The sequence below is a fragment of the Arthrobacter sp. NA-172 genome, from assembly GCF_043952055.1.
In the GTDB taxonomy this organism is placed as follows: Bacteria; Actinomycetota; Actinomycetes; order Actinomycetales; family Micrococcaceae; genus Arthrobacter.
This window is the reverse complement of the sequence record NZ_JBINOT010000001.1, coordinates 743235-757192: the sequence shown is the minus strand read 5'-3', so window position 1 is coordinate 757192 and position 13958 is coordinate 743235. Positions and strand designations below refer to the sequence as shown.

Annotated in this window: 11 protein-coding genes and 1 pseudogene; 6 read left to right on the top strand and 6 right to left on the bottom strand. The window is 64.0% G+C overall.

Annotation, left to right across the window (positions count from 1 at the left end):
- Positions 1 to 11: 11 nt before the first annotated feature.
- The 6 genes and pseudogenes from ACF0H6_RS03820 (at position 12) to ACF0H6_RS03795 (ending at position 5503) form a co-directional block, all read left to right on the top strand.
- Positions 12 to 369: pseudogene (locus tag ACF0H6_RS03820) on the top strand (YraN family protein).
- On the top strand, positions 370 to 1911 hold the full coding sequence (locus ACF0H6_RS03815) for a YifB family Mg chelatase-like AAA ATPase (protein WP_395248522.1): 1542 nt from the start codon (positions 370 to 372) through the stop codon (positions 1909 to 1911).
- Between the two features lie 11 nt (positions 1912 to 1922).
- Positions 1923 to 3149, top strand: coding sequence for a DNA-processing protein DprA (gene dprA, locus ACF0H6_RS03810; protein WP_395248521.1), 1227 nt, complete (start codon positions 1923 to 1925; stop codon positions 3147 to 3149).
- A 32-nt stretch (positions 3150 to 3181) separates the two neighbouring features.
- Positions 3182 to 3592 (top strand): hypothetical protein, encoded by a 411-nt coding sequence (locus tag ACF0H6_RS03805; RefSeq protein ID WP_395248520.1) that lies wholly within the window; start codon positions 3182 to 3184, stop codon positions 3590 to 3592.
- A gap of 176 nt (positions 3593 to 3768) precedes the next feature.
- Positions 3769 to 4695 carry a tyrosine recombinase XerC gene (locus tag ACF0H6_RS03800; RefSeq protein WP_395248519.1) on the top strand — a complete coding sequence of 309 codons (927 nt, stop codon included), beginning with the start codon at positions 3769 to 3771 and terminating at the stop codon, positions 4693 to 4695.
- A gap of 304 nt (positions 4696 to 4999) precedes the next feature.
- On the top strand, positions 5000 to 5503 hold the full coding sequence (locus tag ACF0H6_RS03795) for a DUF3145 domain-containing protein (RefSeq protein ID WP_265980849.1): 504 nt from the start codon (positions 5000 to 5002) through the stop codon (positions 5501 to 5503).
- 184 nt (positions 5504 to 5687) lie between these two features.
- On the opposite strand, the gene fabF is transcribed toward ACF0H6_RS03795, so the two are convergent.
- From fabF to aceE, 6 genes are all read right to left on the bottom strand, one after another.
- The gene (gene fabF / locus ACF0H6_RS03790) at positions 5688 to 6923 is read right to left on the bottom strand and encodes a beta-ketoacyl-ACP synthase II (protein WP_395248518.1); all 1236 of its coding nucleotides are present in this window, start codon (positions 6921 to 6923) and stop codon (positions 5688 to 5690) included.
- A 138-nt stretch (positions 6924 to 7061) separates the two neighbouring features.
- Positions 7062 to 7304 carry an acyl carrier protein gene (locus ACF0H6_RS03785; protein ID WP_395248517.1) on the bottom strand — a complete coding sequence of 81 codons (243 nt, stop codon included), beginning with the start codon at positions 7302 to 7304 and terminating at the stop codon, positions 7062 to 7064.
- Between the two features lie 108 nt (positions 7305 to 7412).
- Positions 7413 to 8474 carry a beta-ketoacyl-ACP synthase III gene (locus tag ACF0H6_RS03780; RefSeq protein WP_395248516.1) on the bottom strand — a complete coding sequence of 354 codons (1062 nt, stop codon included), beginning with the start codon at positions 8472 to 8474 and terminating at the stop codon, positions 7413 to 7415.
- Positions 8471 to 9400, bottom strand: a complete 930-nt coding sequence (locus ACF0H6_RS03775) for an ACP S-malonyltransferase (RefSeq protein WP_395248515.1) — start codon at positions 9398 to 9400, stop codon at positions 8471 to 8473. Before ACF0H6_RS03775 ends, ACF0H6_RS03780 begins: the two co-directional genes overlap by 4 nt.
- An 88-nt stretch (positions 9401 to 9488) precedes the next feature.
- Complete coding sequence (locus ACF0H6_RS03770) at positions 9489 to 10733, bottom strand: PucR family transcriptional regulator (protein WP_395248514.1); 1245 nt, start codon at positions 10731 to 10733, stop codon at positions 9489 to 9491.
- Positions 10734 to 10939: 206 nt separating this feature from the next.
- Positions 10940 to 13723: a pyruvate dehydrogenase (acetyl-transferring), homodimeric type gene (gene aceE, locus ACF0H6_RS03765; RefSeq protein WP_395248513.1), complete on the bottom strand. Its 2784-nt coding sequence runs from the start codon at positions 13721 to 13723 to the stop codon at positions 10940 to 10942.
- Positions 13724 to 13958 lie beyond the last annotated feature (235 nt).

Sequence of the window (13958 nt, the reverse complement as noted above, 5' to 3'; positions counted from 1 at the left end):
CGGAGGTGGTCATGAAAGCCAAAGACTTGTTGGGCCGGCACGGTGAAACGCTGGCTGCCGGGTTCCTTGAAAAGCCAGGGAATGCGGATTGTTGATCGCAATTGGAGATGCTCCGAGGGCGAGATAGATATCGTGGCTCTTGACGGCGACACTTTGGTGATTGCCGAGGTCAAGACCCGGAAGAATCTGGCATTTGGGCATCCCTTCGAAGCTGTCGATGAGGCCAAGCTTGCGCGGCTGCACCGTCTGGCCCTGTCGTGGTGCCGCGAGCATGAGCTGCGAGCCTTGCGCCGCCGGGTTGATGTCGTGGGAGTCGTCGACGACGGCGTGGGCGAGCCGCGGCTTGAGCACCTCAGGGGTGTGGGCTAGGTGGGCGTGGGCCGGAGCTATTCCGTGGCGCTGCTGGGCCTGAACGGCTACATCGTTGAGGTCGAGGCTGACATTGGTCAAACTCTCCCGAACTTCGTGATCCTGGGCTTGCCGGATGCGTCCCTGAATGAAGCCAAGGAACGCATTCGCTCCGCGGCCCAGAATTCGGGCATTCCGTTGAGCCGTCGAAAGATCACGGCAAACCTGATTCCGGCGTCGCTTCCGAAGCGCGGCTCGGGATTCGACCTTGCGATCACCATGGCAGTGTTGCGCGCTGCTGGTGATATTCGTTCGACGGAAGGCGCGGTCTTCATCTCCGAGTTGGGGCTGGATGGCAGGTTGAGGCCGGTTCGCGGCATCCTGCCGGCAGTCATGGCCGCGGTTCAAACGGGACACAACGAGGTTGTGGTGGCCCAGGCGAACGTCGCCGAGGCGCGGCTGGTTCCCGGGGCTTTGGTCCGCGGTTACAAGACCTTGGCGCGCCTTGCGTTCGATTTCGGGGCTGATCCGCAGGACTTGGCGCTGGACTACGATCCGGCGGATGGTGAAGCCACGGGAGGTGGGGATGCCGAGTTGCGGGTTGTTCCGGATCTTTGCGATGTCTCCGGGCAGGGTGATGCCCGGCGTGCCCTGGAAGTTGCGGCGGCCGGGGCGCACCATGTCCTGCTTTGCGGGCCGCCGGGGGCGGGCAAGACCATGCTTGCGGAGAGGCTTCCGGGGCTCCTGCCGGATCTTGGTGATCGGGAGGCGATGGAGGTTACGGCGATCCATTCCCTCTCGGCCGTGCACGTTGACTCGGTGCGGCTGCTGCGGCGCCCGCCATTTGAGAATCCCCACCATAGTGCGACGGCAGCTGCCATCATTGGTGGCGGCTCCGGCCTGCCACGGCCGGGAGCGGCGTCTCGAGCCCACCGTGGCGTCCTGTTCCTTGACGAGGCCCCGGAATACGAGCGCCGCGTCCTGGACGCCCTGCGGCAACCCCTGGAGAGCGGGGAATTGGTCATACACCGCTCAGCGGGTACAGCGGCCTACCCCGCACGCTTCCAACTGGTCCTTGCCGCGAATCCCTGCCCTTGTGGAAAGGCCACGGGAAAGGGCGTTGATTGCACGTGCACTCCTGTGATGCGGCGCCGCTACTTCGGGCGTATGTCTGGACCACTGCTGGACCGGGTGGACATCCAGCTTCAGGTGGAACGGGTATCCCTTGCGGACTTTGGGCAGTCCGGTGCGGAGGAGGACACAGCTACTGTGGCGGCTAGAGTCGACGCCGCCCGTTCCCGGCAACGCGAACGCCTACTGCGGTTCGGCATGGAAACCAACTCCCAGGTCCCGGGGCGTGTCCTGCGAGGCGAACTGCGCCTGCCCCCGGCGACCACGAAGATTCTGGACACCTCGCTGGAGCGCGGAATCCTCACCGCGAGGGGCTACGACCGTGTCCTGCGCTTGGCCTGGACCCTCGCGGATCTAGGTCATCGGGACCAGCCCCATAACGACGACATAGGGCAGGCTCTCGGCTTGCGTCAGGCGGTTGCAGCCGCATGAAAGGACACATCATGACCGAACCCGATCCGCAAGCTGCCCTGAACCCGCCCGGCCAGGCTGGAGAGCGCGTTGCCCGGGCAGCACTGTCGCGGCTGATGGAGCCGCAAGATGCGTGCGGGCTCGCCCTGGTTCAGGCCGCGGGGGCCGTTGACGGTCTCAGGATAGCCACGGGTGAGCTCGCTTTCGGATCCGACCTTGAGCAGGAAGTCACGTCATTGCTGGTTGATAGCGGGATTTCCGCCGCCGGTGCCGGATTGGCTGCGGCATTGCGCAGGTGGGCTCCGCGAATCCCGGATCTGGCTCCCGAGCGGGATCTGGCCACCATGCAACGACTGGGTGGCCGGTTGATGATCCCGGGTGATCCTATGTGGCCCGAGCAGCTGGCCGATCTGGGCCTGCATGAACCGATGTGTTTGTGGTGGCGGGGGCACGAACTGGAATTTCCGCCAGAGCGGCGGGTCGTAGCACTTGTGGGCTCGCGGGACAGCACCAGCTACGGGGCCTCCGTGACAGGTGACTTCGCTTACGGGCTGGGCCAGCGCGGATTTACGGTCGTGTCTGGCGGCGCGTACGGGATAGACGCCCATGCCCACCGCGGTGCGTTGTCCGGTGGCACAAACAACATGCCCACCATCGCCGTCATGGCGGGCGGAGTGGACCGGTACTACCCTTCCGGGAATGAAGATCTGCTGCGTGCGGTGGCCAACCAAGGCGCGGTCATCGCAGAAGTGCCCCCGGGATCTGCTCCAACCCGTTATCGGTTTCTCCAGCGGAATCGGATCATTGCAGCGCTCGCAGCTGTGACTGTAGTGGTGGAGGCCCGCTGGCGTTCGGGTGCACTGAATACAGCTCATCATGCCGAATCCATCGGCCGGGCAGTCGCCGCGGTCCCAGGGTCCATTCACAGTGCCAACTCAGCAGGATGCCACCGGCTACTCCGGGACGGCGGGGCAGTATGCGTCACGGATGTCGGCGAGATCGCTGAACTGGCGGGTTCCAGCGGTGAAGGGCTCGCCGGAGAAAAGGAGACAGCTGCCTCCGACCACGACGGACTCACGCTCGAAGACCTGATCTTGTTGGATGCGCTGCCCGTCCGCTCCACAAGCTCGGTAGAGAAGCTCTCAGTTGTCGCAGGACTCAGCCCAGAGTCCGTCAGGGCTGGCCTGGGACGGCTCGGATTGCTGGGCTTGGCGGTATCGGTGAGTGGTGCGTGGAAGCGGTCCGGGAAGCGTGCTTGAAAAGGCGGCTGAATGAACGTATCGGGCGGCTGATGGCTCTCGAGGATCCGTTGCCTCTACTGAAGGCGTGGCTTCCCCGGCGGGCCCGCCGGGTGGAGCTGGACATCAACCAGGCCGACCTCGCGGACTTACGTAACGACCCTCGCGTCATGTTGTCCGGGGTATCTCATCCCAGCTCTGGGCTGCTCGCCGGCAACGAGGCCGAGGTCTACGTCCGCGATTCTGTGGCTCCCGCGGTGATGGATGACTATCTTCTCGTCGATCCGCCACCGGGCACCCCGGCCAATGTCGTACTGCACGCCTACGACGGCGGCATCGGTTTCGATTTCAATGAAGTCCCCATATTGGCCCTGGCCGCAGACCTCTCGGAACGCGTCGGCGTTCGCGAGCTGGCGGCCGCACGCAATCTGGCCAGGAGAGCAATTGCCGGTTCAACTGCCTGATATGACCCAGGCCCAGCAGCAGGCCTGGGAGGCGCTTTTCGAGATTCACAATGAATCCGTCTTGTCTTGAAGAATGCTCGGAAGCGGCCGGGAGGTGGCGAACGGCATCGGCATCGCTGAGGGAACCGACGTGGCGATGCCACCCACCCTGCCCCGCGGCTGGCACAGTAGTAAGGGTGCAAGAGAAACCGCTCCCCGAAGTGCTCGCCGGGTCCGTGGAGGACTTCCGTCGTTACCTCGAGGGCGAACGCGCTAGGTCCGCCCACACAGTGAGGGCCTACATCGCGGACGTCGAGAGTCTCTTGCGCTTCGCAGGCGCGGAAGGCGTGGAATCGTTGGCGGCGTTGGAGCTCGGCACTCTACGTCGCTGGCTGGGTGCACAGAGTGAAGCCGGCCGGTCGAGGGCGACTCTCGCCCGCCATGCCGCTACGGCCCGTGCTTTCACCTCCTGGGCGCTGAGGGAAGAGTTGATCACCGCCGACCCTGCCCTCCGTCTCCAAGCCCCCAAACGCGACCACACGCTTCCCGGCGTGCTTCATCAGCAGCAGGTTTCAAGAATCTTCGAAAACCTTTCCGAGGCGGCCGAAGATGGTTCCGCCATGTCGTTGCGAGACCGTGCCGTCGTCGAACTTCTCTACGCCACGGGGATCCGGGTCGGCGAACTCGCCGGCTTGGATATCGATGATCTCGATCAGGACCGCCGGACTCTTCGCGTGCTCGGTAAAGGAAACAAGGAACGGACGGTGCCCTACGGGGTGCCGGCTGCGCTCGCCGTCGACGACTGGCTTCGCCGTGGCCGTCCGCAGCTTGTGACTGAGCGCAGCGGACCGGCACTCTTTCTCAGTTCAAGGGGTAACCGGATCGACCAACGCCAGGCGCGCACGGTGGTCAACCGCCTCCTCACGGCGCTGGGGGATACCGCGGCGAAAGGGCCCCACGCGCTGCGCCACACCGCGGCCACCCATCTGCTCGACGGTGGGGCGGACTTGCGTGCGGTTCAGGAAATTCTGGGACACAGCAGCCTCGCGACAACCCAGATCTACACCCACGTTTCTGTGGACCGGCTTCGCAAGAGCTATCAGCAAGCCCATCCCCGTGCTTAGGGACCTGAAAACCATGCAGCACTTCGATGAGTCCCAAGGGAGGAAATCCGCCCGTCCGTGAATCGCACTGGCGTAATTCCAGTCCGTACGGCAAAATGAAAGCAATGTCGGGGAACTTTCAACTCAAACTTGAACGTTCTTCAACTGCGCGAGAAATCATGTACTGCGCAAAAAGTCGTGGACAGTGAAAATCATAGATAGGTAGGGCAACCGGAGAGACGCGGCACCCGCGCAGTAAAATTTCATCCAAGCAGAGCAAGCAGAGGTCGTTGGGGAAGACGTACCTACAGCTATGGAGGATGGAATGTCTGTTGCAACAACCCGGGGTGTTTTGTTCGTGCATTCGGCCCCTACTGCGTTGTGCCCTCACGTTGAGTGGGCCATCGGATCGGTCGTTGACAAGCGGACCGATCTTGAGTGGACCCCTCAACCGGCCGCGCCTGGAATGTTCCGGGCCGAGCTGTCCTGGGCGGGAGTCCCCGGAACGGGGGCCCAACTGGCGTCGGCTCTGCGCGGGTGGGCGCACCTTCGCTACGAAGTGACGGAGGAGCCCAGCCAAGGCGTGGACGGTGCGCGTTGGTCGCATACGCCGGAACTCGGCATTTTCCACGCCGTCACCGACGTCCACGGGAACATCATGGTGACCGAGGACCGGATCCGCTACGCCTATGAATCGGCAGCAGGAGACCCCGCGGCTGTCTATCACGAGCTTTCTTTGGCCCTCGGCGAGGCCTGGGATGAAGAACTCGAGCCCTTCCGGCATGCCGCTGAGGGTGCACCAGTTCGCTGGCTCCACCAAGTCGGCTAACCAACTAAGCCAACTAAGGCAACTAAACAAACTAAACAGCCGGCCCAAGCCCCAGGCCGAGGACCATAGTCAGGTCTTTCCATAGCAGAGAGGAGGGCCCCACCGTGCGGTGGGGCCCTCCTCTCTGCGTCGAACCTTGCGTCGAAGCGTTCCGTCAATCCGTAAGTTAAACCGCCAGCTGCTGTCAGATGCTACGGACGGCGATGACGGCGTTGTGGCCGCCGAAGCCGAACGAGTTGCTCAACGCAACGATGTCACCGGCGGGCAAAGTGCGAGCGGACGTGACGACGTCGAGCGGGATCTCCGGATCCTGGTTTTCGAGGTTGATGGTCAGCGGAGCCTGACGCTCGTACACAGCCAGCACAGTCAGTACCGCTTCCACGGCCCCTGAAGCACCCAACAGGTGCCCCATCTGGGACTTGGTGGCAGATACCGCCACATTGTCTACGTGGGCGCCCAGGGCGGCACGGAGCGCCGTGTACTCGGGCTTGTCACCCACGGGGGTGGATGTGGCGTGGGCGTTGATGTGCACGATGTCTTCGGCCTGGATACGGCCATCGAACATGGCGGCCTTCAAGGCCCGGGTCGCGCCCAGGCCTTCGGGGTCCGGTGCGGTGATGTGGTAGGCATCGGCAGTGACAGAGGTACCGGCGAGCTCGGCGTAGATGCGAGCACCGCGGGCGATGGCGTGCTCCTCGGCTTCCAGGACCAGGGCGCCGGCGCCTTCGCCCATGACGAAACCGTCACGGTCGCGGTCATACGGCCGCGAAGCGTGCTCGGGATCGTCGTTGCGGCGGGACAGCGCCTGCATCGAGGAGAAGGCGGCGAGGGGCATCGGGTGAATGGCGGCTTCGGCGCCACCGCACACGACGACGTCGGCCTTGCCTGAGCGGATGAGGTCGAGGCCCATGTGCAAGGCTTCGGTGCCGGAGGCACAAGCAGAAACCGGAGTGTGGGCACCGGCACGCGCGCCAAGGTCAAGGCTGACAGCGGCGGCGGCACCATTGGGCATCAGCATTGGGACCGTCATGGGCAGGACCCGGCGGGGACCCTTTTCCCTGAGAGTGTCCCAGGCGTCCAGGAGCGTCCACACGCCGCCGATGCCAGTTGCGAATGCAACTGCAAGACGGTCGTGGTCGATCTCGGTGATGCCCGAGTCGGCCCAAGCTTCGCGCGCGGCGATGACGCCAAACTGCGTGGACGGGTCCATGCGCTTGGCTTCGACGCGGCTCAGGACCTCAAGCGCCGGCGTCGAGCACCTGGCGGCAAAGTGGACCGGAAGGTCGTACTTGGCGACCCACTCGTCTTCGAGTGTGTGGGCACCGGAGACCCCTTTGAGCGCGTTCTTCCACATCGTGGGGACGTCGCCGCCGATGGGCGTGGTGGCGCCCAGACCGGTTATGACTACTTTGCGTGCCATGCGATCACTCTCTGTCGGATCAGCCAACCCACATGCTGTTCTCACTGGGGAGGCGGAAAAACTTAAGAAGATAAAGCAGCTGTGCCGGACTTCGGATGCAACAGGGCGCACCCGAAGTCCGGCACAGTTGAGGCCAGACTAGGCCTGCGCGTTGGAGATGAAGTTGACGGCGTCGCCGACGGTCTTCAGGTTCTTGACCTCTTCGTCCGGGATGCGCACGCCGAACTTCTCTTCGGCGTTGACGACGATGGTCATCATGGAGATGGAGTCGATGTCCAGGTCCTCAGTGAAGGACTTGTCCAGCTCGACGGCTTCGGTGGCGAGGCCGGTCTCTTCGTTCACGATTTCAGCCAGGGCCAGGATTTCTTCGTTGCTAGCCATTGTTGGCTCCTTTTCTTGTTGTGCCGGCTATTGCCGGAAATGGGGCAAACCGCGGACACGGTTTGGGTCTCAAGCTCTATTCAATTGGAAAGTAGGCGTGGTCCGGGACTACGGAAGCACGATGACCTGGGCGCCAAACACCAGGCCGGCGCCGAAGCCGATCTGCAAGGCCAGGCCACCACTGAGGCCTGGGTTCTCCTGCAGGAGGCGGTGGGTTGCCAGCGGAATGGAAGCTGCTGAGGTGTTGCCCGCATCCGCGATGTCGCGCGCAACCACTACCGTCTCAGGAAGCTTGAGTTTCTTGACCATCTCATCAATGATCCGCATGTTCGCCTGATGCGGGACAAAAGCTGCCAGATCGCTGGCTTCAATTCCGGCGGCGTCCAATGCCTGCTGGGCAACCTTCGCCATTTCCCAGACAGCCCAGCGGAACACCGTCTGGCCGTCCTGGCGGAGCGTCGGCCAAATATCCTGCGTTGCCGAGATGATGGCCTGATCGTCGGATTCGTCCGAATGGCGTGCAGTCTCGCCGAGCTTCCGCACGTCGTCGAGGGAGTGGGTCATGCCGATGGCGTTCCACTTGCTGCCATCGGATCCCCAGACCGAGGGGGCGATCCCGGGCGTAGCGGACGGGCCGATGACCACGGCGCCGGCGCCGTCGCCGAGGAGGAAGGAAATGGTGCGCTCGTGATTGTCGATGACATCCGAGAGCTTCTCGGCGCCGATTACCAGAACGTATTCGGCTGCGCCTGAACGCACAAGGGCATCGCCCTGGGCAATGCCGTAGCAGTAGCCGGCACATGCGGCGGAGATGTCGAACGCGGGCGCAGGCGTCGCGCCCAAACGGTCAGCGAGGGCCGCGGCCGCGGAAGGCGTGGCATAAGGGTGCGTGACGGTTGAAACGATGACTGCACCCAGCTGGGACGCTTCGATGCCGGCGTGCTTGAGTGCTTCGCGGGCAGCTCCCTCGGCCATGTCGATGACGCTGACATCGGCTGCGGCGCGGTGACGCGTCACGATTCCGGTACGTTGACGGATCCACTCGTCCGAGGAATCGATCCATTGGCAGACATCGTCGTTGGTGACGATGATGTCCGGGCGGTATGCGCCGATGCCTACGATGCGTGAATATTCGTTGGTCGGTGCCTGCTTGAGTACGGGGGTGCTCATGCTTCTCCCTCCAGTTCTGCGAAGAGTGCAAGTGCCGCGGACAAGTCATCCGGGGTCTTGACGGCTACGGTTTTGACGCCCGGCATGCCGCGCTTGGCCAGGCCTGCCAACGTGCCGGCCGGGGCCAGCTCGATGAGTCCCGTGACGCCGCGCTGGAGCAAGTTCTCCATGCAGAGGTCCCAACGCACCGGGCGGGAGACCTGGGCGATGAGGCTTTCGACGGCGGCGCCACCGTCCGTGACTTCCCGGCCATCGAAGTTCGAGAGCAGGGGGACCGTGGGGGCCTGTGGTTTGAGTGAAGGCCTGAGTGCTTCAAGCGCACTCACGGCCGGAGCCATGTGGGAGGTGTGGAACGCCCCGGCCACCTTCAGCGGGATGACCCTGGCCTTCGCCGGCGGGTTGTCAGCGAGTGCCTGAAGTTGTTCGAAGGTGCCTGCGGCAACGGTCTGCCCGGCGCCGTTGACGTTCGCGGGAGTTGCCCCCGCGGCCTCAATTGCGGCCAGCACCTCGGCAGGGTCACCGCCGACGACGGCGCTCATCCCGGTGGGCATCACAGCGGCCGCAGCGGCCATGTTGTTGGCACGCTCGCGGACGAACGTCATCGCTTCTTCTTCGCTGAGGACACCGGCAAGAGCCGAGGCCGTGATCTCACCGACAGAGTGGCCGGCAAGCACGATCGGAAGGGTGCTGAGTTCGACGTCGAACAACGACGTCGCAGCCACAAGTCCGGCAGCGACGATCAACGGCTGCGCGACGGCGGTGTCCTTGATGGTCTCTTCATCGGAGGTGGTGCCGTGGGCCTTGAGGTCGATGCCTGCGATTTCGCTCAGGGAGGCCAAATGGCCTTCTACGGAAGGGAGCTCCAGCCAAGGGGCCAAAAATCCAGGGGTCTGGGAGCCCTGTCCAGGGCAGACGATTGCAAGCACGTAACCAGCTTTCCAAATTGCCGCGTGAACTACCGGTGTTTGCATGCACCAAGCTCACTGGGTCAGTTTGTAGGAAGTCTACAACGGTTCAACCCGCCGATCGGGAACCGTGACGCTCCGGGGTGACCTTCGGCTGAGCCGAAAGCCGCCCTACAACCAAGGCTGTCTGGAGCACAAAAGCCTCACGGGGGAGGAGCGGATCCCATCCCGTAACGTCGCAGACCCGCTTGAGGCGATACCGCACCGTGTTGGCATGGACGAACAGCTCGCGGGCCGTTGCTTCGAGGGAATGGCCGAGCTCCAAATAGGTGCTGAGCGTCTCAACGAGCCCGTTTGAAGCCGCAAGAAGCGGCCGGTAGATGTTCTTGATAAGGGAACGGCGCGCAGCATCGTCGCCCGAGACGACGCGTTCCGGGAGCAGATCATCCGCGGCCACCGGTCGCGGAGCGGAAGGCCAAGCCTTGGCTGCCGTGAGGCCGGCAAACGCGGCCTGGGCAGAACTGCTTGCCTCCAGCAGGGAACCGGCCTCCGGTCCATAGACCACAGCACCGGGGGCAAACAACTCGCTCAGCTTCACATAGGCAGTGTCTCGGTCCTGCAGGCCACCCAGAATCAGGATCAGGCGATCGCCCTGGATGCCAACCAACGCGTCCTCGGCGTAGCGTCCGGCGGTCCGGCGCAACTCGCTCACGTAGCTGGCGCTCGGTTCCGACGGTGAATTTCCGACCATCACGGTGAAGCGCTCCTGAGCCTTCCACCCGAGGGCCGCTATTCGGGAGCGCAGCGCGTCAGTATTCTCCCCGCGAAGGATGGCGTCGACAATCAGGGCTTCGAGCCGGGTGTCCCAGGATCCGCGGGATTCTGCTGCGCGGGCGTAGACGTCCGCGGCGGCGAACGCCACCTCGCGCGAATAGCGCAAGACTGCTTCGCGGAGGGAAGGCTGATCGGACTCGGGCGCGATCACGGGCACCTGGTCCTCCACCACCTCCACCACGATCCGGATCAACTGCAGGGCTTTTTGCAGGCTGATGGAGCGGGTCAGCTCGGTGGGAGCATTGCCGAATACGTCCGTCAGGATCCACGACGGCGAGCTGGGGCGTTCGTACCATGTGACGAAAGCCGCGATTCCGTTTTGGGCAACCAAGCCCAGGGCCGAGCGTTCGTCGGAGCTGAGCCGGCTGTACCAAGGCAGCGATTTTTCGAGCTTCCGCATGGTGGTGGTGGACAGTTGGCCCACATTGGCACGCAGCCGTTTCAGGGTTTCCGCCTTTTCCGGCGATACCGCACGCGCAGCCGCTTTACGTTTTGCGGGGGTTTGAATCGGCTCTGACATTCCTTGAGCATACGGCCCATCATCCACAAGCTCCATTTGTGCGAAGGCTACAACTGCGATTGGTACACGTCACGCGACTTCCTGGGCCGCTCGGCGCTGTGCTTCGGTGGTGGGAACACTGCGGGGGTTGTTAAAGCCCGACGGCGGCCCGCACCGTTTGGTGCGGACCGCCGTCGGGCGCTGCGTTCGTTTTGCTCGACCGAAGCTTAGCTTTCGCCGCCGGCCCCGCCGGTGGTGCCGGCATTGACATCGAGAAGACGGTACTTTTCGATTGCCTGCGCCGGTGCCTGGGCATCTACTTCGCCGCGGCGGGCGAGCAGCTGCAGTGCCTTCACGACGACGGAGTGGGTGTCGTTTTTGAAGAAGCGCCGTGCGGCTTGGCGGGTGTCGGAGAATCCGAAGCCGTCGGCGCCGAGGGAGGCGAATTCGTTGGGGATGAATTGGCGGATCTGGTCCGGGACGGCCTTCATGTAATCGGTGACGGCGATGACCGGTCCCGTGGCGCCGGCGAGTTGCCGGGCGACGAAGGGGGTCCGGGGTTCTTCGCCGGGGTTCAGGAAGGCGTGTTCTTCGGCGGCGAGTCCGTCGCGTCGGAGTTCGTTCCAGGAAGTCACGGACCAGACGTCGGCGGAGACGCCCCAGTCCTGGGCCAGGATCCGCTGGGCTTCCAGTGCCCACGGGACGGAGACGCCGGAGGCGAGGATCTGAGCCCGTGGTCGCTTATCGTCCAGGCCAGCTGGCTCGGCCGGGTTCAGCAGGTAGATCCCCTTGAGGACGCCTTCGGTGTCCAGGTTTTCCGGTTCCGCGGGCTGGGTGATGGGTTCGTTGTAGACGGTGAGGTAGTACATGAGGTTGCGGTCTTCGGAGTCCGGCCCGTACATGCGGTTCAGTCCGTCGCGCATGATGTGGGCGATTTCGTAGCCGTAGGCGGGGTCGTAGGTGCGGACCGCGGGGTTGGTGGAGGCGAGCAGGGGGGAGTGGCCGTCGGCGTGTTGGAGTCCTTCGCCGGTGAGGGTGGTCCGTCCTGCGGTGGCTCCGATGATGAAGCCGCGGGTCATTTGGTCCGCGGCGGCCCAGAAGGAGTCTCCGGTGCGTTGGAAGCCGAACATGGAGTAGAACACGTAGATCGGCACGAGGGGTTCGCCGTGGGTGGCGTAGGCGGTGCCGGCAGCGGTGAAGGCCGCGACGGCTCCGGCTTCGTTGATGCCGGGGTGGATGAGTTGTCCCAGGGGGGATTCCTTGTAGGCCAGGACGAGGTCCCGGTCCACGGAGAGGTAGTTCTGGCCCTTGGGGTTGTAGATCTTCGCGGTGGGGAAGAACGCGTCCATGCCGAAGGTGCGGGATTCATCCGGCACCACCGGAACGAAGCGGTTCCCGAAGCCCTTGTCCCGCATGAGGTCCTTGAGGAGTCTCACGAAGGCCATGGTGGTGGCGGCCTGCTGCTTGCCCGAGCCGCGTTTGGCGACCTCGTACGATTTGTCCTCCGGCAGCACCACGGGCACGTGGGTGGAGCGGCGTTCCGGAACGGATCCGCCCAGCGCGGCCCGGCGGTCCATCATGTACTTGATTTCCGGGGCGTCCATGCCCGGGTGGTAGTACGGGGGCCGGTAGAGGTCGGTGTCGAGTTGTTCGTCGGTGATGGGGATGCGCAGGTGGTCACGGAAGGCCTTGAGGTCTGCCATGGTGAGTTTCTTCATCTGGTGGGTCGCGTTGCGGCCCTCGAAGTGGGGTCCGAGTCCGTAGCCCTTGACGGTCTTGGCCAGGATCACGGTGGGTTTGCCCTTGAACTCGGTCGCTGCCTTGTACGCGGCGTAGACCTTGCGGTAGTCATGTCCGCCGCGTTTGAGGCCCCAGATCTGGTCATCGGAGAGGTCCGCGACCATGTCCTTGGTGGCCGGGGTCTTCCCGAAGAAGTGTTCCCGGACGAACCCGCCGGATTCGGCCTTGTAGGTCTGGTAGTCCCCGTCGACGGTTTCGTTCATGATGTTCACCAGGGACCCGTCGGTGTCCTTGGCCAGCAGGTCATCCCATTCCCGGCCCCAGACGACCTTGATCACGTTCCAGCCCGCGCCGCGGAAGAACGCTTCGAGTTCCTGCATGATCTTCCCGTTGCCCCGGACCGGGCCGTCCAGGCGCTGGAGGTTGCAGTTGATCACGAAGTTCAGGTTGTCCAGGTTCTCGTTCGCGGCGAGCTGGAGCAGGCCGCGGGACTCGGGCTCGTCCATTTCCCCGTCGCCCAGGAACGCCCAGACCTGCTGGCCCGAGGTGTCTTTCAGGCCCCGGTCCTGCAGGTAGCGGTTGGACTGGGCCTGGTAGATCGCGTTCATCGGCCCGATGCCCATGGACACGGTCGGGAATTCCCAGAACGAGGGCATCAGGCGCGGGTGCGGGTAGGACGAGAGAGCGTGGCCTTCCTTGGACTTTTCCTGCCGGAACCCGTCCAGGTCCTCCTCGGACAGCCGGCCTTCCATGAACGCCCTGGCGTACATGCCCGGGGACGCGTGTCCCTGGAAGAACACCTGGTCCCCGCCCGTGGGGTGGTCCTTGCCGCGGAAGAAGTGGTTGAAGCCGACCTCGTACAAGGTCGCGGCCCCGGCATAGGTCGAGATGTGCCCGCCCACCCCGATATCGGACCGCTGCGCCCGGTGGACCATCACGGCCGCGTTCCAGCGCATGTACGCCCGGTACCGGCGCTCGAACTCCTCGTTGCCAGGGAACTCCGGTTCCTGGTCCGCCGGGATCGTGTTCACGTAATCGGTGGTCGTCACCATCGGCACCCCCACCGACTGGGACCCCGCCCGCTGAAGCAGGCTGCGCATGATGAACTGCGCCCGCTCCGTGCCCTGCTCCCTGATCAACGCATCCAAAGACTCAACCCACTCGGCAGTCTCTTCCGGATCACGATCAGGCAGCTGGGAAGTCAACCCGCTAAGGATGTGTGAGGTCTCTTCTCCTGCAGCCACGTCCAACCTCTCTTTTGGCGCATTCATCGTCGCCTCAGGTCCGGCAGGGTAACTGCCCGTCATGAACGCGGCGTGTGCGACATATCGGTTACAACAGCCCGGTCATGTGCGCCGGGCAGGTTCTCATGAGCTCAAGCTGCGCTATTCGCGGCGGGCGGTTGCCCTGCAGCCAAAGTCTTCAAGGGCCACTGTAGCTTTGTACGAGCCGGGATGCGTAGCCGCGGTGCCGTGAAGGCGTTGTATGTCACACTCAAGCTGTTAC